This is a genomic window from Microbulbifer weihaiensis (assembly GCF_048323715.1).
Classification (GTDB): domain Bacteria; phylum Pseudomonadota; class Gammaproteobacteria; order Pseudomonadales; family Cellvibrionaceae; genus Microbulbifer.
In genome coordinates, this window is sequence record NZ_JBLWFL010000004.1 from 137,578 (window position 1) to 157,390 (window position 19,813).

Annotated in this window: 18 protein-coding genes; 5 read left to right on the forward strand and 13 right to left on the reverse strand. The window is 56.4% G+C overall.

The genetic code is table 11. From position 1 onward, the window contains the following. Window positions 1-19 precede the first annotated feature (19 nt). From lpxA to rpsB, 13 genes are all read right to left on the reverse strand, one after another. Complete coding sequence (gene lpxA, locus ACNKU7_RS05310; RefSeq protein ID WP_418295925.1) at window positions 20-799, reverse strand: acyl-ACP--UDP-N-acetylglucosamine O-acyltransferase; 780 nt, start codon at window positions 797-799, stop codon at window positions 20-22. A 92-nt stretch (window positions 800-891) separates the two neighbouring features. After that, complete coding sequence (gene fabZ / locus ACNKU7_RS05315; protein ID WP_418295926.1) at window positions 892-1,329, reverse strand: 3-hydroxyacyl-ACP dehydratase FabZ; 438 nt, start codon at window positions 1,327-1,329, stop codon at window positions 892-894. Between the two features lie 84 nt (window positions 1,330-1,413). Beyond that, a complete protein-coding gene (gene lpxD / locus ACNKU7_RS05320; RefSeq protein ID WP_418295927.1) occupies window positions 1,414-2,472 on the reverse strand; it encodes a UDP-3-O-(3-hydroxymyristoyl)glucosamine N-acyltransferase in 1,059 nt (352 codons plus the stop codon). A 32-nt stretch (window positions 2,473-2,504) separates the two neighbouring features. Then, window positions 2,505-3,020 (reverse strand): OmpH/Skp family outer membrane protein, encoded by a 516-nt coding sequence (locus tag ACNKU7_RS05325; RefSeq protein WP_418295928.1) that lies wholly within the window; start codon window positions 3,018-3,020, stop codon window positions 2,505-2,507. Between the two features lie 119 nt (window positions 3,021-3,139). Beyond that, the gene (gene bamA / locus ACNKU7_RS05330) at window positions 3,140-5,710 is read right to left on the reverse strand and encodes an outer membrane protein assembly factor BamA (protein WP_418295929.1); all 2,571 of its coding nucleotides are present in this window, start codon (window positions 5,708-5,710) and stop codon (window positions 3,140-3,142) included. 77 nt (window positions 5,711-5,787) lie between these two features. After that, complete coding sequence (rseP, locus tag ACNKU7_RS05335) at window positions 5,788-7,146, reverse strand: RIP metalloprotease RseP (RefSeq protein WP_418295930.1); 1,359 nt, start codon at window positions 7,144-7,146, stop codon at window positions 5,788-5,790. Between the two features lie 9 nt (window positions 7,147-7,155). Beyond that, on the reverse strand, window positions 7,156-8,391 hold the full coding sequence (ispC, locus tag ACNKU7_RS05340) for a 1-deoxy-D-xylulose-5-phosphate reductoisomerase (protein ID WP_418295931.1): 1,236 nt from the start codon (window positions 8,389-8,391) through the stop codon (window positions 7,156-7,158). A gap of 81 nt (window positions 8,392-8,472) precedes the next feature. After that, window positions 8,473-9,318 (reverse strand): phosphatidate cytidylyltransferase, encoded by an 846-nt coding sequence (locus ACNKU7_RS05345; RefSeq protein ID WP_418295932.1) that lies wholly within the window; start codon window positions 9,316-9,318, stop codon window positions 8,473-8,475. Between the two features lie 33 nt (window positions 9,319-9,351). Next, a complete protein-coding gene (uppS, locus tag ACNKU7_RS05350; RefSeq protein WP_418295933.1) occupies window positions 9,352-10,113 on the reverse strand; it encodes a polyprenyl diphosphate synthase in 762 nt (253 codons plus the stop codon). Further along, window positions 10,113-10,670 (reverse strand): ribosome recycling factor, encoded by a 558-nt coding sequence (gene frr / locus ACNKU7_RS05355; RefSeq protein ID WP_418295934.1) that lies wholly within the window; start codon window positions 10,668-10,670, stop codon window positions 10,113-10,115. Before frr ends, uppS begins: the two co-directional genes overlap by 1 nt. Then, a complete protein-coding gene (gene pyrH, locus ACNKU7_RS05360; protein ID WP_226664920.1) occupies window positions 10,667-11,404 on the reverse strand; it encodes a UMP kinase in 738 nt (245 codons plus the stop codon). Before pyrH ends, frr begins: the two co-directional genes overlap by 4 nt. A 281-nt stretch (window positions 11,405-11,685) precedes the next feature. After that, complete coding sequence (tsf, locus tag ACNKU7_RS05365) at window positions 11,686-12,549, reverse strand: translation elongation factor Ts (protein WP_418295935.1); 864 nt, start codon at window positions 12,547-12,549, stop codon at window positions 11,686-11,688. A 121-nt stretch (window positions 12,550-12,670) separates the two neighbouring features. Beyond that, window positions 12,671-13,417, reverse strand: coding sequence for a 30S ribosomal protein S2 (gene rpsB / locus ACNKU7_RS05370; RefSeq protein WP_418295936.1), 747 nt, complete (start codon window positions 13,415-13,417; stop codon window positions 12,671-12,673). A 416-nt stretch (window positions 13,418-13,833) separates the two neighbouring features. Here rpsB and map point away from each other — a divergent pair, with 416 nt between their 5' ends. The 5 genes from map to ACNKU7_RS05395 all read left to right on the forward strand — a co-directional run bounded on the left by map (window position 13,834) and on the right by ACNKU7_RS05395 (window position 19,812). Then, window positions 13,834-14,604, forward strand: a complete 771-nt coding sequence (map, locus tag ACNKU7_RS05375) for a type I methionyl aminopeptidase (RefSeq protein WP_418295937.1) — start codon at window positions 13,834-13,836, stop codon at window positions 14,602-14,604. Between the two features lie 120 nt (window positions 14,605-14,724). Beyond that, a complete protein-coding gene (locus ACNKU7_RS05380) occupies window positions 14,725-17,451 on the forward strand; it encodes a [protein-PII] uridylyltransferase (protein WP_418295938.1) in 2,727 nt (908 codons plus the stop codon). A 90-nt stretch (window positions 17,452-17,541) separates the two neighbouring features. Next, complete coding sequence (gene dapC / locus ACNKU7_RS05385) at window positions 17,542-18,717, forward strand: succinyldiaminopimelate transaminase (RefSeq protein WP_418295939.1); 1,176 nt, start codon at window positions 17,542-17,544, stop codon at window positions 18,715-18,717. Window positions 18,718-18,732: 15 nt separating this feature from the next. Further along, window positions 18,733-19,419: an endonuclease III gene (nth, locus tag ACNKU7_RS05390; protein ID WP_418295940.1), complete on the forward strand. Its 687-nt coding sequence runs from the start codon at window positions 18,733-18,735 to the stop codon at window positions 19,417-19,419. A gap of 45 nt (window positions 19,420-19,464) precedes the next feature. Further along, window positions 19,465-19,812 carry an ArsC family reductase gene (locus ACNKU7_RS05395; protein WP_418295941.1) on the forward strand — a complete coding sequence of 116 codons (348 nt, stop codon included), beginning with the start codon at window positions 19,465-19,467 and terminating at the stop codon, window positions 19,810-19,812. Window position 19,813 lies beyond the last annotated feature (1 nt).

Consider the following 19,813-nt stretch of genomic DNA (forward strand, 5'->3'; position numbering starts at 1 on the left):
TATTCGCCACAAAAGTACCTCAGCGAACAATACCGCGTGCAGATGATGTCAATGAATCAATCCAGGGCTGGATCACTGCGGACTGCTGGCGCAATTCCGCAAGCGACTCAAGCGCCTCATCTGTAGTCAGGCCGCGTCGGTACACGACTTTATAGGCCTTATTGATCAGTGCAATATCTTCGCGGCTGAATCCGCGGCGGCGCAAGCCTTCCGCATTGATTGTCTTGGCTTCTGCAGGGTTTCCGGCAACCATCACATAAGCGGGCACATCCTTCCCAATACCTGCACCCATCCCGGTAAACGCATGCTCACCAATCGTGCAGTGCTGGTGCACCAGGGTATAGCCACTCAGGATGGCCCAGTCCCTGACAATGACGTGGCCAGCCAGCGCAACGTTATTCACCAGAATCGTGTTGTTCCCAATGACACTATCGTGACCGATGTGCGCATAGGCCATCAGCAGATTCCCATCGCCGATCGTTGTTTCACCACGATCCTGCACGGTACCGCGATGGATGGTGACACCTTCGCGAATGACGTTGTCATCACCGATAACCAATGTCGTGGGTTCACCACTGTATTTCTTATCGGGGGTATCCTGACCTACCGTCGCAAACTGATAGATCCGGTTATTTTTGCCGAGCTTGGTGGGGCCACTGAGAACAACGTGTGACGCGACCTCGCAGCCATCACCGATCTCGACGTCCGGCCCGACCACCGAATATGGCCCGATTTGCACCCCTTCACCAATTTTCGCCGATGGGTCGACGATTGCGGTTGGGTGAATATTGGTTTGCATTCTGTAACTTTCTCCTCGCCGAGCATAGGTTCCGGCGCAGGTCCTTTACTCCCGATTCAGGGCTTAACGATCAGCTACGCCGGGAATCCGGTTCAGATTTTTTTCACCGCGCAGAGAATATCTGCAGATGCGGCCAACTCCCCGTCAACGCTCGCCTTACCGGCAAACTTCCAAATACCACGGCGCTCGGAAACCACTTCCGACTCAAGCTGCAGACGGTCTCCAGGAACTACCTGTCGCTTGAAACGCACGTTATCGATACCGGCAAAGAGGTAGAGATAGCCGTCTTCCGGCTTCTGCCCCAGGGTTTTGAAGCCGAGAATACCGGAAACCTGGGCCAATGCTTCCACGATCATAACGCCAGGGAAAATAGGCATTTCCGGGAAGTGCCCATTGAACACCTCTTCATTCACAGAGATGTTCTTAAACCCCTTGATCCATTTGCCTTCTTCCAGCTCCACTACGCGATCCACCAACAGGAAAGGATAGCGGTGCGGAAGGTACTGACGAATTTCCCGAACGTCCATCATGACGAATTGTCCCCAGAAACCACTTCGGGGCGTCGAACGCCCCGAAAAAAACCAATTAAACTGTTTGAACTGCCCGGTAATGAATCAAGAATCATCGTCACCGGAGGATTCACCCTGTATCTGTCGTTCAAGCTCGCGGATACGGCGTGACATTTGATCCAACTGACCAAATCTGACGGCATTTCGTCGCCATGATCGACTGTCGGAAAAAGGCGTACCACTTGAGTATGACCCGGCTTCATCGATGGATTTGGTCACCAGCGTTCTTGCCGTTACGTGACTGAAGTCCGCGATGGTAATGTGCCCGACGATACCCGCACCACCCGCTATCGTGCAGTGCTTGCCGATCACAGCGCTGCCGGCGACCGCTGAGCAAGCGGCCATGGCCGAGTAGTCACCAATTCGGACATTGTGCGCGATTTGCACCATGTTGTCGATCTTAACACCGCGGCCAATCACGGTGTTCCCGAGCGCACCCCGGTCAATGCAGGTGCAGGCTCCGATTTCCACGTCATCACCAATTTCCACCCCACCCAGCTGGTGGATTTTAATCCACTTTTTCTGGTGAGGCGCAAACCCAAAGCCATCCGCACCGATTACGGTATGGCTGTGGACAATACAGTCCGCGCCAATCGAGCAACCGTGGTAGACGACGACACTCGGATATAAACGCGTGCGCGCTCCGATTTCGCTGCCCACGCCAACCACGCAGTTGGCACCGATAATGGCATCTTCGCCGACCCGTGCATGCGCCTCAATAACGGCACCCGAACCAATATAAGCGCTTGGGTGCACGTCTGCGGAGGGATGCACACTGGCCGATGCTTCGATACCAGGCGCGTATTGAGGGGTGGAATCAAAAATCGCAGTGGCTTCGGCAAATGCCAGATAGGGATTACCTACCACCAGTGCACTAACCGGGCAAGCCTCTGCCAACTCTTCAGTAACCAGTACAGCACAGGCGCGTGTCGCACTGAGGAAACGGCGGTAATTGGCACTTGCCAGAAAGCTTACCTGGCTTGCATCCGCATCCTGAAGGGTGTTGAGACCGGTAACTACCTGATTGGCGCTGGCGTTTGGGGCCAGGCGCAATTCTGCGCCCAGCCTTTCAGCCAACAGCGCCAGTGTTGGCTGCTCGCTCATGAAGGATAACTATTCCGGTAGACGTCCGCTGCTTACTTGGCAGCGTTCATGCGTTTAACAACCTCTGCAGTGAGGTCAGTATTGGGGCCAGCAAATACCGCGGCATTAGCATCCAGTACCAGATCCAGTTTCTGCTCCTTGATCACATCTTCCATCGCTGTCTTTGCCTTCGGCACCATGGATTTCTGGATTTCCTGGACAGCCTGAGCCTCCATAGCACGCAATTTTTTCACTGCGGTTTCAAGGTCAGAGCGCTTGAAGTTCATCTTGCGCTGCTGTTCCGCCTTCTTTTCATCGGACCAGGTAACGCCATTTTTCTTGGCATCATCCGCCATCTTTTGCATTTCCGCCTGAATACCTTCCGCACTGCTCTGAAGCTGTGAGTATTCCGAGCTGGTCTTCAACGCGTTGATTTTGGATTTGGCCACTTCAGTGCTCATGATCGCAGCCTGGAAATTCACCACGGCCACTTTGGTCTGCGCCAAAGCCATACCGGAAAACATCAGGCCCGCGAACAGAACTGCGGTCATTTTTACTGATTTGAACACGTTAATTCTCCGTATTTCTGACGGTTGCAGATTGAATCCGCAACCAGTTTTATTTTAAGAGACAGCAATAACTGCCCATACCCCAAACGATCGCAATCGCTAATCAATCAGATCTGAACTTAGAAGCTGTTGCCCAGAGAGAACTGGAACACTTCAATTTCGTCATCTTCGTTTTCACGCAAGGCCTTCGCAAGGCTAAAGGTCAACGGGCCGAATCCGGTGATCCAGGTCAAGCCAACCCCTGCGGAAACATTGACGTGTTCGGCGTCGACATCGTAACAGTTGAGCTGTGAAAAGCCACAGCTGGTACTGAAAACATTACCCGCATCGATAAAGAACGCGGACTGCATGGAGCGCTGATCCTTTACAAACGGAATCGGGAAAATCACTTCCGCGCTGCCTTCAATAAGAATATTGCCTCCGAACGGATCCGGTCTTCGAGCGGTCACCGGATCGCTTACCAACTGGCCGGTGGAAGGGTCAAGCACGTAACACGTCTTGGAGTAAACGCCGTCGGCAACCGCACAGCTCACCAGATCATAGGCCTCTGCCGGAGTAGAACGGGGGCCAAGGGAGTTTCGCTCAAACCCGCGCACAGAGCCGAAACCACCGCCGTAGAAATTCTCGAAAAATGGCATCTGCTCGGTGTCACCATAACCATCGGCGTAACCCAGTCGGGTACGCAGGCGCAACGTCAGGTCTTTCGTCAGCGGCCGGAAATACTGACCGGTGTAAATAAACTTGTAGTACTCGAGATCACCACCCGGCAGCGCAATTTCAACCGAAGCACGCTGGGAAGCGCCTCGCGTCGCAAGAATTCCGCGGTTCAATGTTGAGCGGGCATACGAAGTCGTTACAGACCAGGTATCAAATTCATCACCGTACAGATCGACGAACCCGTTAAAATCGGTATCCAGTAACTCCGGGGCGACCGGCTCACTGAAATCGAGGCTGCTGCCGGCCTCCACCGCTTCGCTCAGATCAGTTCTGATCTCAGTCACATCATCGAGCGACACAACACCATCGACACCGGCAATCGGCCTCGGACTTGCTTTGATTTCCTGCACGGAGCTGCTATGGGTACTCAATTCGAGGTGATTGAAACCCAGGTTCAATCCAACACGGGAAATTTCGGAAATTGGGTATCCGAAACTGACGCCAGCACCGTAAGTTGTGGTGTTATAGCTGGACAGGTTGATCTCGGAATAGTCGCGCTCCTGGTAAAACACATTGAAGCCGCGACTCACACCATCCGGGGTGAAGTAAGGATCGGTGTATGAGAAATTGGCCACCGACTGGTACCGGGAAGTATTGATGGCAAAACCAACGGATTTGCCGGTACCCAGCCAGTTATTTTCCTGAACGTTTGCACCCAGAACCAGACCACTGCCCTGCGCATAACCCACCGTGCCTCCGATGGTACCGGAGGGCTGCTCTTCGACGGTGTACTCCACATCGATCTGGTCAGAAGTCCCCGGCACCTCGGTGGTTTCCACCTGTACTTCTTTAAAATAACCAAGGCGCTCAAGGCGAACCTTGGACTGTTCGATACGCGCGGACGACGCCGAGGCGGACTCCATCTGGCGCATCTCGCGGCGCAAAACATCGTCGGAAGTACGGGTATTGCCACGGAAATTAACCCGGCGCACATAGGCACGCTTGCCCGGGTCAATAAAGAAAGTGACTTTTACGGTCTTGTCTTCTTCATTAGCCTCGGGGATACCGTTCACTTCCGCAAAGGTGTAACCCTCATTACCGAGGCGCTTGGTAATGTAATCCGAGGTTGTCGTCATCAGCACCTGCGAGAAAGTCTGCCCTTCCCTCACCAAAAGCAGGCGACGCACCTCCTCCTCAGGCACCACGGGGTCGCCTGCCAGCTCGACATCAGAGACAGTGTAAACATCGCCTTCACTGATGTTGATGGTGATAAAAACGCTTTGCTTATCAGGGCTGAGAGAGACCTGGGTAGAGTCGATCTTGAATTCGAGGTAGCCGCGATCCAGGTAATAGGATTCCAGGCGTTCAAGGTCACCGGTCAGCTTTTCGCGAGAGTACTTGTCATCGCTGTTCAACCAGGACAACCAGCCGGTTGTTTGCAATTCGAAAATTTCCGCGAGTTCATCATCGGAAAAGACCGAGTTACCCACGATATTGATGTGTTTGATCGCAGCAACCGAGCCCTCATCCACAATGACTTTCAGCTCAACCTGGTTGCGCGGCAATTCCTTTACTTCAGTCTTCACACTCGCGCCATAGCGACCCTGAGCCACATACTGGCGCTGCAATTCTTGCGCCAGGCCTTCCAGAGTCGCCCGCTTGAAGATCTGCCCCTCTGCCAGGCCATTGTCATTCATGCCCTTGAGGAGATCTTCCGTCTTGATCGCCTTGTTACCGGTAATTTCGATTTTCGAAATTGCCGGGCGCTCGCGCACTGTAATAACCAGAACGCCGTTCTCACGCCCTATCTGGATATCCTGAAAGTAACCAGTACGAAACAGTGCGCGCGTCGCGCTCTGGATTTCCAGGCTTTCGATCTGGTCCCCAACCCGTACAGGCAGTGCCGCAAATACGCTACCGGCAGAGACCCGCTGCAAGCCCTCAACACGAATGTCGTTAACTACAAACGACTGGGCAAAGGCGGAAACCGGCAAAGCCAGGCCAAGCGAAGCCGCTTTCAGGAAGTCTTTCATCTACTAATTCCGAGTTTTTATTCGCGATTCCAGTCGGGCACTGATGCCCGATCAAATACAGAGCTGCAAAAACGTGCCTACAGCCGCAAAATATCGTTGTACAACGCCAGCGCCATGATACCCAGCACCATTGCCATACCTACCTTCAGCCCAATGATCTGAACCCTCTCTGACACCGGCGAACCCTTGACGGCCTCAATACCGTAGTAGAGAAGGTGACCACCATCGAGCACAGGGATTGGCAGCAGGTTGAGCACGCCAAGACTGATACTGAGCAAAGCTAACAGCGACAAAAAAGACTGCCAGCCCGCATCAGCCGAAGTGCCGGCCACTTTAGCAATGGTGATTGGCCCACTCAAGTTCTTGGTAGAGAGCTGCCCGAACAGCAACTTCTTCAAACTTTCGAGAGTAAAGACCGTTTTGGTCCAGGTTTCCTCAAGCCCCTTGCTGAGAGCCGCACCAACACCGTAGTGATAGGTTCGCACCATCTCCTGTGGCCAGGAGGTGCCCACTGGCGCCACACCGATACGGCCAATTTCTTCACCATCTTCGAGAGTCACGCTTTGCGGAACCACGGGAAGCACAAGCTGCTTGCCGTCCCGGACGATTCCAACATCGATCTGCTCCCCCGCATGGCGCCGCACATAGCTTGTCCACGCATCCCAGCTATTGAAGTCCTGGCCATCGGTAGAGACGATCTCATCACCCACCGCGAGGCCTGCCTCCTCTGCCGGACTGCCCTCAGTCACCAGGGCGAGCTCCATCCTGGGCTCGGGCACCCACAGCTTGAGACCTATCTCAGCCAGGGGATCCGGCACTTCCCGGCCCGCCAACCAGCGGTCGAGATCGGCATACATGTGGTATTCCAGCTCGGAGTTCGGGTAGCGCACCGTGAACTTGAGCTCACCGGTGTCTCCCAGACGGCGCGCAAGCTGCCAGTTCAGTGCCTGCCAGGTCGGCGTGGGCTGGTCGTCAACCGACAGGATCTCCTGCCCGGGCTCCAGGCCTGCGTATGCCGCAAGACTCCCCGCCTCCACTTCGCTGACTACGGGGACGGCACCCGAGGTTCCACCAAGGAACACCCCCCAAAAAAGCGCAATGGCCAGCAGGAAGTTAGCCGCCGGGCCGGCGGCCGCAATCGCCATACGCGCCCAGACACTCTTGCGATTGAAGGCCTGATCGAGCTCTTGCGGAGCCACCGGCCCCTCCCGTTCGTCGAGCATCTTGACGTAACCACCAAGAGGAATCACGGAAACCGTGAATTCTGTCCCACGGCTGTCGTACCAGGAAATGAGCCTGCGGCCGAAACCCACGGAGAAACGTAGCACCTTGACACCGCAAAGCCGGGCCACCAGAAAGTGGCCAAACTCGTGAATGCTTACCAGCACGCCGAGTGCCACGAGGGCCCAGAGAATGGTCTGAAGTAGATCTAACATGAGTACAGTTTACATTGATCTCAATTCGGGGGTTTCGTCGCTGCCTGCACCTGCTTCGTGCAGACTATTCAGGGTCTCATGTGCCAGCTGGCGAGCGTTCCGGTCTGCCAGTTCGACTGCATTCAGGCCCGTCAGTTCAACCACATCAATGGAATTCATCACTTCCTCAATCACCTGAGGAATCGCGGTGAATGCCAGGCGACCATCGAGAAACGCTTCGACCGCCACTTCATTCGCTGCATTCAGCACGGTTGGCGCGCTGCCCCCCGCTAAAATTGCTTCCCGCGCCAACCTAAGGCAGGGAAAACGCACCTCATCCGGCGCTTCGAAATCGAGTCGCCCCTGTGCAACCAAATCCAGCGCCGGCACACCGCTATCAATACGCTCAGGGAAGGCCAGCGCATGGGCAATGGGCGTGCGCATATCCGGGTTCCCCATCTGGGCCAGCAATGACCCGTCACGATATTGCACCATTGAGTGGATAATGCTCTGCGGATGGACGACCACATCGATATCTTGGGGCGAGGCGTGGAACAGGTAGCAAGCCTCAATAAACTCAAGGCCCTTGTTCATCATGGTGGCGGAGTCCACGGAAATTTTTCGCCCCATGGACCAGTTGGGATGCGCGCAGGCTTCATCCGGCGTTACATCGCTCAAATCTTCAATATCGCGCTCGCGGAAAGGACCACCAGATCCAGTCAGCAAAATTTTCGCCACCCCGGCCTCCGCAAGGCTTCCACAGGGGTATGGCAGGCACTGAAAAATCGCGTTGTGCTCACTGTCTATGGGAAGCAGCTGCGCGCTGCTCTGTGCCAGCGCCTCCATGAACAGTGGCCCAGCCATCACCAGAGACTCCTTGTTGGCCAGCAGCACCTTTTTCCCGGCGTTGACCGCCGCCAGCGTCGGGCGCAACCCAGCGGCACCGACAATCGCCGCCATAACCACATCCACCTCGCCCGCGCTGGCGACCTGGCAGAGACCCGCAACCCCGCAGAGCACTTCAGTGGCCAGGCCTGCAGCGGCCAACTCGCGCTGCAGCTCCGCAGCCTTGCCTTCATCCAAAACCACAGCATAGCGCGGGTTAAATTGACGGCATTGTTCTGCAAGCTCCGCAACCCGCTCACGGGCAGTTAGCGCGAACACCGAATACTGTGCTGGATGGCGGGCCAGCACATCCAGAGTGCTGACACCGATAGAACCTGTGGATCCGAGAACGCAAACCTGTTGCACAGCGGGGAATTGCATGGAAATGACTACCTCTTCGACCTCCGCGGAGCAATATCCCCGGGAGATCGATCATCAACTAAACAAGTTCATTCAATACCCTTACAGGTATTTCGGCAGCTCGCTGGCAAGCGCCGCCATTGTGAATACCGGCAGCGCCGCAGTGAGACTGTCAAGGCGATCAAGGATACCGCCGTGACCGGGAAGAATACGGCTACTGTCTTTAATCCCGCGATGACGCTTGAACATACTCTCAACCAGGTCACCAATAACGGACGCCAGAGCGGTAACCAGCACACCAAAGCTGAACAGCAGCGTGTTTTTTAGCGGCAGCTCGAACGCATAGGACACGGAGAGTGCCAAAACCAGACAGGCGGCAAGCCCACCAAAAAAGCCCTCCCAGGACTTCCCTGGGCTAACTTCACGCGCGAGCTTGTGCTTGCCGTACTTACGACCAACGAAATAAGCCCCAACATCCGCAGCCACGACCACGGCAACAACAAACAGCACAAGCCAGGCACCGTGCTCCTGCCCGCGCAGAATAACGACAGACAGCCAGGCTGGCATCAACACGACCAGACCGATCAAACCCCGCGCCCAGCGATTGCCCCACAGCATGGCGCTGGCTGGATACCCCTGCACCCACAGAAATGCCAGCGCCCACCAGCCGCAGGCAACAGCGAGAATCTGGCGGGCACGCCCGGTGTCCGGGCTGGAGAAATCCATATCAAACACGTACTGAGCAGCAAATACCAGCGTGCCACCAAGGGCCGCCAGGAAGACAAAGCGCAGCGCGCGATTAAGATTGGAGAGGTTTGCCCATTCCCAACCACCGAGGAGAATCACCCCAGCGACCACGATCGCAAACCACTGGATTGGTGCGAGGAAGAGCAGCCCCAGAAATAGAGCGACCAACACCAGCGCGGTAATTATTCTTTGTTTTAGCACCGTTAAACCCTTCTTCTTTGTCTCTCGCCGCGATCAAGCACGCACTTCAAGGCCAGTCTGGTTGCGCCCACCAAAGCGGCGGTCACGCAGGCGGTAGGCTTCCAGCGCCAAGTCCAGCTCTGCCTCATCAAAATCCGGCCACAGTGTGTCAGTAAAATAAAATTCACTGTAAGCGCACTGCCACAACATAAAATTACTAATCCGCTGCTCACCACTGGAGCGAATCATCAAATCAACCGACGGCAGGTCTGCCAGCTGCATATGCTGCGCCAGCGCTTCCTCATTAATAGAGCCCGGGGCGCGCTTGCCTGCCGCAACTTCTTCCGCCAATGCCTTTGCAGCCTGCGCGATATCCCACTGGCCACCATAATCTGCCGCAATCACCAGGGTACCGCTAACGCCATCTTTGGTGATTTCTTCGGCTTCAACAATGGCGCGTTGGAGCCGGGAGGAAAATCGATCCCGACGTCCAATCACTCTCAAGCGAACGCCCTGCTCCTGCATCTTCCGCGCCTCTTTGCGCAGATAAGAGAGGAACAGGCTCATTAGCAGCTCCACCTCTTTCGGGGGGCGCTGCCAATTTTCACTGGAAAATGCAAAAAGCGTCAGCACTTCTACATGACGCTTTTTGCAGGCCTCGATCAGATCGCGAATGCGCTCCACCCCGGCCTTATGTCCAGACGACGGCGGAAGCCCTTTGCGGGCAGCCCAGCGGCCATTGCCATCCATGATGATGGCAATATGGCGAGGCCCCTGAAACTCATGATCCATCACACCGGTACCGCCACCACTCATCAGATTTCCATCAAATCCTTTTCTTTCGCCGCCAGCGCTTTTTCAACTTCAGCAACGTACTTATCAGTCAGCTTCTGGATATCATCTGCCGCACGACGCTCGTCGTCCTCGGAGATCTCCTTGTCCTTCACCAGCGCCTTAACCTCCGCCAGCGCATCGCGACGGTTGTTGCGAATGGACACCCGCGCACCTTCCGCTTCACTCTTGGCCTGCTTGATGAAATTCTTGCGAGTTTCTTCGGTCAGCATCGGCATCGGGATACGGATCAGTCCACCGGTGGTGCTTGGATTCAGGCCCAGGTCGGATTTCATGATTGCTTTTTCGATGTCCGGAACCAGGTTCTTCTCCCACGGGGAGACAGACAGGGTACGCGCATCCTCAACGGTGACATTGGCCACCTGGGAAAGCGGGGTATCGGTACCGTAGTAAGACACCTGAATACCATCGAGAATGCTCGGGTGAGCACGACCCGTACGAATTTTGTTGAAATTGGTTCCCAGCGCTTCCAGAGCTTTTTTCATCCGCCCTTCCGCTGCTTTCTTGATATCGTCAATCACTGATTCACGTCCTCTTCAATTAGTGTGCCCTCTTCTCCACCCACAACGATATTGAGCAGAGCGCCGGTCTTGTCCATGCGGAATACACGCACAGGCAGATTTTGTTCACGGCACAGGCAGATTGCAGTTAAATCCATTACCCCGAGCTTTTTATCGAGCACCTCATCGTAGGTGAGGCGGTCGTAGCGGGTCGCATCCGGCACCAACACCGGATCGGCAGAGTAAACGCCATCCACTTTGGTGGCTTTCAATACCAGCTCCGCCTCGATCTCAATGCCGCGCAGGCACGCTGCCGAGTCGGTGGTAAAGAACGGGTTGCCGGTACCCGCAGCAAAAATCAGAACCTCGCCCCGCTCCAGATAGCGGATAGCGGCACGACGGTCATAGTGGTCGACAATACCGCTCATCTGAATTGCCGACATCACCCGGGAAGAAATATTCGAGCGTTCAAGGGCATCGCGCAGAGCCAGGGCGTTCATCACTGTGGCCAACATACCCATGTGGTCACCAGTTACACGGTCCAGGCCCGCAGCGTTCAGTGCCGCACCCCGAAACAGGTTGCCGCCGCCGACCACCAGGCCGACCTGCACACCGATACCGACCAACTGGCCGATTTCCAGTGCCATCTTGTCCAGCACCTTGGGGCTGATACCAAACCCCTGCTCGCCCATCAGCTCCTCTCCGCTGAGCTTTAACAGGATTCTCTTGTACTTGCGGTCTTTAATACCAGGCATCCTTTGTTCCTCAACTGTAACGGGCTAAATTCTGTGTTGAGACGAAACCAACCAATTGGTCACGCCCGCCGAACATTACAACAAATTCGGCGCTTTACCTATCCGGCAAGCTACTTAACTGTATATTCGGCCAATCACCGGCCCAATTGATCAAACTATATACAGAAAACTCTGACCTATAGGCCAGATACCACAGCGGGGTGCCCCGGCAGCATTCAACAGAACACACCGGGAGCACCCCGCTGAGCCGGCCACCCGTAGGGCAGCCGGTTTTGGAAGCATCAGGAGCTGGATTTAACCTGAGCAGCAACTTCTGCTGCAAAGTCCACCACCTCTTTCTCGATACCTTCACCCACTTCGAAACGCACGAAGCTGAGCACGTCGGCACCAGCATCTTTGGCCAGTTTACCAACGGTCACGTCCGGGTTCTTAACGAAAGGCTGTTCAACAAGGCTGTTTTCCTTCAGGAACTTGTTGATGCGGCCGCCCATCATCTTCTCGACGATCTCGGCAGGCTTGCCTTCCATGTCCGGCTGGGCCTTGATGATCTCTTTCTCTTTCTCGACGACTTCCGGAGACATGTCTTCAGGCTTAACAACCTGAGGATTTACCGCAGCAACGTGCATCGCGATGTCGCGCGCAGTTTCCACGTCAGCACCGCTCAGTGCTACCAGCACCGCAATACGCTTGTTGGAGTGAACGTAAGCACCTACTTTGGGCGCCTCAACCAGCTGGATGCGGCGCACGCCGATGTTCTCACCAATCTTCTGTACCAGCGCTTCACGGGCTTCTTCCAGTTCGCCAGCCATCAAAGCAGCCACGTCTTCCTGACGCTCAGCGAAGGCCTTGTCGACTACCTTGCCAACGAATGCCAGGAAGTTGTCGTCACGGGCAACGAAGTCGGTCTCAGAGTTCACTTCAACCAGTACGCCGTAGCTGCCATCTTCAGCAACTTTGGTCGCCACAACGCCGTCAGCCGCAGTACGACCCGCTTTTTTGGCTGCCTTCAGGCCTGAGGCCTTACGCAGGTCATCAATCGCTTTTTCGATGTCGCCGTCCGCTTCGCTCAGTGCTTTCTTGCACTCCATCATCGGCAGGCCAGTGCGCTCACGCAGTTCTTTTACCATTGACGCGGTAATCGCCATGATTCAATCCTCGGAGTTCAGACTCAAATTCTGTGGTGTATTTGAAAAAAAGGGGCCAAATTCAAGGCCCCTTTTCCTTGCAGCGCAACATCACAGTGTTACGCCGCTAGCAGCCTGCGGTTTATTCCGCAGCAGCTTGATCGTCGTTGGCTTCAACGTACTCGTTTTGAGCTACGCTGCCACCAGCATCGGCAACACCCGCCAGAACTGCATCAGCCACGGCAGTGGTGTACAGCTTGATTGCGCGGATTGCGTCGTCGTTACCGGGGATTACGTAGTCAACGCCTTCGGGGCTGCTGTTGGTATCAACGATACCAATAACAGGGATACCAAGCTTGTTGGCTTCCTGGATCGCAATACGCTCGTGCTCTACGTCGATCACGAACAGTGCGTCCGGCAGACCACCCATTTCCTTGATACCACCGATGGAACGCTCAAGCTTCTCCATGGTGCGAGTGCGCATCAGGGCTTCTTTCTTGGTCAGCTTCTCGAAAGTACCGTCCTGAGACTGGGTTTCGAGGTCGCGAAAACGCTTGATGGAAGCACGGATGGTTTTGTAGTTGGTGAGCATACCACCCAGCCAGCGGTTGCTGACGTACGGCTGGCCTGCGCGCTCTGCCTGCTCTTTGATCGCTTTCTGTGCAGCACGCTTGGTACCAACAAACAGAACCTTCTTCTTCTGAGCAGCCATGCCCTTGATGATTTGCAGCGCTTCATTGAACGCTGGAACAGTGTGCTCCAGGTTAATGATATGAATCTTGTTGCGAGCACCAAAGATGTATTGACCCATCTTCGGGTTCCAGTAGCGAGTCTGGTGACCAAAGTGGACACCAGCTTGCAGCATATCGCGCATGCTTACTTGCGGCATAATAGACCTCAATATTCAAATCGGGAGGACACCGCTGTAGGCGCCAGCTCCCCGGGTTTAATCCTCCATGCACCCCATCCACCAATCTCCTTTGACCCCCTCTACCCACAGGCAGGGAAACCAGAAGACACCCAGGTGAATGTGCCGGTACATGTGCGGCGTTTGTTCGGGGTCGAGACCCCTAAAGTTTGGTTTCGCACCGAGCTATACCCGGAGCGGCGCGCTTTATACCACATTACCCCCCGCGCTGGAAGTTTCCCGGGCGCCACTAGCGCCCCAATCGTCACTTTGTCGACCCTATAACAGCATAATGCCGCCCAGCGCCAATTCCGCTACAATACCGCGCCTCAGATCGCTGGACGGCCAGTCCGGGGCGATCATTCTCTATCCCAGATGCAGCAAAATCAGGATTTTCCATGACTCAAGCCGTTAAAACACCGGAACAGATCGCCAAAATGCGCGTTGCCGGCCGCCTGGCCGCCGAAGTGCTGGAAATGATCGGCGAATACGTCGTACCCGGTGTCAGCACGGAAGAGCTTGATCAGCGATGCCACGACTACATAGTCAATGTGCAGCAGGCTATTCCCGCCTGCCTCGGCTATCGCGGCTTCCCCAAATCCATCTGCACCTCGGTCAACGAGGTAATCTGTCACGGCATACCGTCTGAATCCAAGATCCTGAAAAAAGGCGACATCATCAATATCGATGTCACCGTGATCAAAGACGGATGGTATGGCGACACCTCCAAAATGTATTTTGTCGGCAAACCCGTCGCGCACGCCGAACGCCTGGTCAAGGTCACCCAGGAGTGCCTGTACAAGGCGATCGAAATCGTGCGTCCCGGAACCACCCTTGGCGACATCGGCCACGTTATCCAGCAACACGCAGAGAAAAACTACTACTCGGTGGTCAAGGATTTTTGTGGCCACGGTATCGGCGATGTCTTCCATGAAGACCCCCAGGTTCTCCACTATGGGAAACCAGGTACCGGTCAGGTGCTGGAGGAAGGCATGACATTCACCATCGAGCCCATGATCAATGCCGGCAAACCCGGCAGCCGCGTACTGCGCGACGGCTGGACGGCTGTGACGGTAGACCGCCGCCTTTCCGCCCAATGGGAACACACCATGGCGGTGACCAGTACCGGTGTAGAAGTCTTCACCGCGCGCAAGGAAGAATCTTTTTAAACGTCGGACGGGGTTTCACCGGCAGTTTCGCGCAATTTTGGCCATTCGCGGCCAGGGAAGGAGCAACCGTTTCTCTACAGCCCGGCAGGTGCTGGAGAGAAAGTAAGGCAGATAGAATTCATGCAGCTGGCCCATATTCCGCACTTCGAAAAGCCTCTGTTCTTTTTCGACCAGGCGCGCTTCCGCCGCGCGCTGGCCGAATCCGGCAAGCCCGCCCTGGAGATATTCAAGGACGCCATCGGCGCCGCCAATACCCATATGGCGTGCCGTTTCCGTGAGGGCGAGGACGTGCGCACCCTGGTGTATGAGCGCGCCCTGTTTGTCGACTGCCTGCTGCATTACGCCTGGTACCAGTTCTCGTGGCCGCAGAGTATCAGCCTGCTGGCCGTGGGCGGCTACGGCCGCGGCGAACTTCACCCCCACTCCGATATCGACCTGCTCATCCTCAGCGAAGATAAGCCCGACGATGCCACGGTCGATAATATCGAACGGCTGGTAGCGTTTTTGTGGGACTTGAAACTGGATATCGGGCACTCAGTTCGCACCATCGAACACTGTGTCGAACTGGCCGAAAAAGACATCACCGTGGCCACCAACCTGATGGAGTGCCGCACCGTCGTCGGCAACCCGGCCCTGTGCGAGGCGCTCAATGAGCAGTTGACACCGGAGAAGTTCTGGCCGGCTGAAGCGTTCTTCACCGCCAAATACGAAGAGCAGCAAGAGCGCCATAACAAACAGCAGAGTGCCGAATACAATCTCGAGCCAAACATCAAGAATGCGCCGGGCGGACTGCGCGACATCCAAACCATCAATTGGGTCGCCAAGCGTTACTTCCAGGTGCGCACGCTGAAGCAGCTCCAGGGCAAGGGGTTCTTTACCGAAGAGGAATTCGCGATTCTCCAGTCAGGAGAAGACTTTCTCTGGCGCGTGCGCTACGGGCTGCACCTGCTTGCGGGGCGCCCGGAAGAGCGCCTGCTGTTCGATTATCAGCGGGAACTGGCCAGAGAGTTCGGCTACAAGGACAACAACTTCCACCTCGCTGTAGAACAGTTCATGCACGCCTACTACCGCGTGGTTATGGCCCTGCGGGAACTGAATGACGTCCTGCTGCAGTTCCTGGATGAAGTGATCCTGCAGCGCGGCACCCACCTGCCGGTCACGCCCATCAACGAGCGCTTCCAGCTGCGCGGAAACACCATCGAAGCCGCCGTCACCCGCACGTTCATCGAGCACCCACCAGCCCTGCTGGAAATCTTTGTGCTGATGGCCAACAACCCGGAAATCCAGGGCGTGCGGGCATCCACAATTCGCCTGATCCGCGAACACCGCCACTTGATCGATGACCAGTTCAGGGCCGACCCCGCCAACGCGCGACTGTTCATGCAGCTGTTGCGCAGCCCCAGGGGCCTGTCCACCCAGCTTACGCGCATGACCCGCTACGGCATCCTCGGCCGCTACCTGCCAGAATTCGGGCGCGTAACCGGGCAGATGCAGCACGACCTGTTCCACATTTATACGGTAGATGCCCACACCCTGCAGGTGGTGCGCAACATGCGCAGCTTCCGTGGCGACGACGCCTGGGAGAAATTCCCGCTCGCGGCGGAAATCCTGTCGCGCATGCGCAAACCCGAACTGCTGTATATCGCCGGCCTCTACCACGATATTGCCAAGGGCCGTGGCGGCGATCACTCCAAGCTGGGTGTTGTCGACGCCGACGCGTTCTGCCGCCGCCACAACCTGTCCGCACGGGACCGCCGCCTGGTCTGCTGGCTGGTCGAAAAGCACCTTTTGATGAGTGCGGTTTCGCAGAAGCAGGACATCTCCGACCCCGAGGTGGTGCACGCCTTTGCCGCCGAAGTCGGCGACCGCGAACACCTGGATTACCTCTATGCGCTGACGGTGGCCGACATCAATGCCACCAACCCGGATCTCTGGAACAGCTGGCGCGCCAGCCTGATGCGCCAGCTTTACCAGTACACCCAGCGCGCGCTGCGCCGCGGTCTGGAAAACCCGATCGACCGCGATGAAATCTACGAGGAAACCCAGGCCCAGGCCCGCAACATGCTGCGGGCCATGGGGCTGCCGAGCAATGCGGTAGAAGACATCTGGTCAGAAATGGGGGAAGACTACTTCGTGCGCGAAAGTGCCGACAACGTCACCTGGCATACCGCAGCCATTTACCAGCTGCACAAAGACCCGGAACGAGACACCAATGGCGACACCCTGGTGCTCACCCGCAATTCCGGCCCCGGCGAGCATGACGGCGCAACGGAGGTGTTCGTATATACACCCGACAGGCCGAATGTGTTTGCGGCGGTGGTAACCGGCCTCGACATGCTCAACCTGAACATTCACGATGCGCGCCTGTACAGCTCGGCCGGCGGCTACACCCTCGACACCTTTTATGTGTTGGACGAATCCGGCCAGCCCCTGCTGGACGAACCCCAGCGCCTGGAGCAGATCCGCAACACGCTGCAGAAAGAACTGAAACTGGTCGAAGATTACTCCAAGGTCATCAAACGCCGCACACCGCGCCGCCTGAAAATGTTCCACCTGCCGAGCCGGGCCCATATTTCGACCGAGCCGGAAGACAGCTACAGCACTTTGGAAATCATCAGTGCGGATCGCCCCGGCTTGCTGGCCCGCATCGCGCGGATCTTTATCAGTCACGACCTGCGCCTGCACAATGCCAAAATTTCAACACTGGGGGAGCGCGTCGAGGATATTTTCCATATCACCGACAGCAACGATGAACCGCTTACCGACCCCGAACTGATCCACATTCTGGAACAAGCTATCTGCCAGGAACTGGATGCCCATCAGGCAACCCTGCCGCCCCAGCCCTGAGGGCGGCACGCACGGCACCAATGTTTCCGGCAGCGTGAGATAACTCGTAGAAGCACGACGAAAGTCAGTACGACAGGCATAAAAAATCACATGAATCCCTACCTGCAGCAGCTCCAACCCTACCCCTTCGCCAAGCTGGCAAAACTGAAAGCAGGCGTGGAAGCACCGGCAGACCTGCCACATATCGCGCTATCCATCGGCGAACCCAAGCACTCCCCACCGGCGTTCGTGCGCGATGAACTGATCGAGAACCTCGACAAGCTCGCCGCCTACCCGATGACCAAGGGGCTGGATCCGTTGCGGGAGACCATTGCCGACTGGCTGTGCCAACGATTCAAATTGTCGGCCGTGGACGCCGACAGCCAGGTGCTGCCGGTAAACGGCACGCGCGAGGCCCTGTTTGCCTTCGCCCAGGCTGTGGTTTCGCCCGGCGCGCAAGTACTGATGCCCAACCCCTTCTACCAGATATATGAAGGCGCAGCCCTGCTCGCCGGTGCCACCCCGCACTTCATCAACTGCACCGCCGAGACCGGCTTCAAACCGGATTTTGCATCAGTTCCCGATGCGATCTGGCAGGCCTGTGACCTGCTGTATATCTGCACCCCCGGCAATCCGACCGGGGCACTGCTGGACATCGAAGAACTCAAGCAACTGATCGCGCTGGCCGACAAATTCGATTTCACCATTGCCTCGGACGAGTGCTACTCCGAACTCTATTTTGACGAAAGCGCGCCGCCCGCTGGCCTGCTGCAGGCATGCGCGGAGCTGGGCCGCGACGACTTCCGTCGCTGCGTGGTGTTCCACAGCCTGTCGAAGCGCTCCAACCTGCCCGGCCTGCGCTCGGGCTTTGTCGCCGGCGATGCCGACCTGCTGGAAAAATTCCTGCTCTACCGCACCTACCACGGTTGCGCCATGCCGGTGCCAACCCAGTTCGCCTCAATGGCCGCCTGGCAGGACGAGCAGCATGTGCAGCAGAATCGCGAACTCTACCGACAGAAATTTGACGCTGTGCTCGAGATCCTCGCTGACTGCCTGGATGTCGGCCGACCCGAAGCCAGCTTTTACCTGTGGCCGAGGGTGGGCGACGGCGAGACCTTTGCCCGGGAGCTGTTCCAGCAGCAAAACATCACCGTCCTGCCCGGTGCGTTCCTTGCGCGCGAGGCCAGCGGGATAAACCCCGGCGCAGACTATGTGCGCATGGCACTGGTCGCCACCCTGGAAGAGTGCGTTGATGCCGCCAAGCGTATCCGCAGTTTTTGTCGCTAATCGTTACAGTCCGATATGAACGAATCCGTACAATCCGCCCCGAAAAACCTGTTAAAAGCCGAGCGTGTTGCGTTCATTCTCAACCGGCTGGAAGAGCTGTACCCGGAAACACCCGTACCGCTGGATCACTTCGACGCCTACTCGCTGCTGGTGGCAGTACTGCTGTCCGCCCAGTGCACCGACGAACGCGTCAACCAGATTACCCCAGGCTTGTGGGCGCTCGCGGACAACCCCTATGACATGGCCAGAGTGCCCGTGGAGAAAATCCGCGAAGTGATCCGTCCCTGCGGCCTGTCGCCACAAAAATCGAAAGCGATCAAAACCCTGTCGGAAATACTGGTAAACGAATACCACGGCCAGGTTCCCGAAAACATGGCCGCGCTGGAAACCCTTCCCGGCGTCGGCCACAAAACAGCTGGTGTTGTGATGGCGCAGGCGTTTGGGCATCCGGCATTTCCCGTGGATACCCACATCCACCGCCTGGCCCAGCGCTGGGGACTGACCAGTGGCAAAAATGTTGCGCAGACCGAAAAGGATTTGAAACGCCTGTTCCCCAAAGAAAAATGGAACAAGCTGCATTTGCAGATCATTTTCTACGGACGGGAGTACTGCTCTGCCCGCGGCTGCGATGGTACCGTGTGTGAAATCTGCACTACCTGCTATCCCGCGCGCAAAAACCCAAAGAAAACGAAGAAAGCCTGACTCCGCGCCAGGCCAACCTGAGATACCCGCACGAAAGAGAAGAACATGATGATTACCCTTTACGGCATCAAGAACTGTGACACCGTAAAAAAGGCCCGCAAGTGGCTGGAACAGAACAACGTGGAATACACCTTCCACGACTTCCGTGACAACGGCATGGACAGCGTCCCCATGGACAGCTGGCTCAAGGAATTTGGCTGGGAGCAGGTATTGAATCGTCGCTCCACCAGCTGGCGTGCTCTCGACGACGCGCAGAAAGAAACAATGGACAACAGCACTGCGAAACAACTGGCCATGGAAATCCCGACACTGATCAAGCGCCCGGTGATGACACATAACGGCCAAACCCTGTTCGGCTTCAAGGCCGACAGCTACGCAGACTTCGTCCAGTAAT

What these genes read in the sequence shown, in the direction of transcription:
- dapC (WP_418295939.1), top strand. Translation starts at nt 17,542, where the DNA reads ATGAATCCCTACCTGCAGCAGCTCCAACCCTACCCCTTCGCCAAGCTG.
- bamA (WP_418295929.1), bottom strand. Translation starts at nt 5,710, where the DNA reads ATGAAAGACTTCCTGAAAGCGGCTTCGCTTGGCCTGGCTTTGCCGGTT.
- uppS (WP_418295933.1), bottom strand. Translation starts at nt 10,113, where the DNA reads ATGAGTGGTGGCGGTACCGGTGTGATGGATCATGAGTTTCAGGGGCCT.
- ACNKU7_RS05395 (WP_418295941.1), top strand. Translation starts at nt 19,465, where the DNA reads ATGATGATTACCCTTTACGGCATCAAGAACTGTGACACCGTAAAAAAG.
- ACNKU7_RS05380 (WP_418295938.1), top strand. Translation starts at nt 14,725, where the DNA reads ATGCAGCTGGCCCATATTCCGCACTTCGAAAAGCCTCTGTTCTTTTTC.
- lpxD (WP_418295927.1), bottom strand. Translation starts at nt 2,472, where the DNA reads ATGAGCGAGCAGCCAACACTGGCGCTGTTGGCTGAAAGGCTGGGCGCA.
- lpxA (WP_418295925.1), bottom strand. Translation starts at nt 799, where the DNA reads ATGCAAACCAATATTCACCCAACCGCAATCGTCGACCCATCGGCGAAA.
- rseP (WP_418295930.1), bottom strand. Translation starts at nt 7,146, where the DNA reads ATGTTAGATCTACTTCAGACCATTCTCTGGGCCCTCGTGGCACTCGGC.
- pyrH (WP_226664920.1), bottom strand. Translation starts at nt 11,404, where the DNA reads ATGCCTGGTATTAAAGACCGCAAGTACAAGAGAATCCTGTTAAAGCTC.
- nth (WP_418295940.1), top strand. Translation starts at nt 18,733, where the DNA reads ATGAACGAATCCGTACAATCCGCCCCGAAAAACCTGTTAAAAGCCGAG.
- fabZ (WP_418295926.1), bottom strand. Translation starts at nt 1,329, where the DNA reads ATGATGGACGTTCGGGAAATTCGTCAGTACCTTCCGCACCGCTATCCT.
- ispC (WP_418295931.1), bottom strand. Translation starts at nt 8,391, where the DNA reads ATGCAATTCCCCGCTGTGCAACAGGTTTGCGTTCTCGGATCCACAGGT.
- rpsB (WP_418295936.1), bottom strand. Translation starts at nt 13,417, where the DNA reads ATGCCGCAAGTAAGCATGCGCGATATGCTGCAAGCTGGTGTCCACTTT.
- tsf (WP_418295935.1), bottom strand. Translation starts at nt 12,549, where the DNA reads ATGGCGATTACCGCGTCAATGGTAAAAGAACTGCGTGAGCGCACTGGC.
- map (WP_418295937.1), top strand. Translation starts at nt 13,834, where the DNA reads ATGACTCAAGCCGTTAAAACACCGGAACAGATCGCCAAAATGCGCGTT.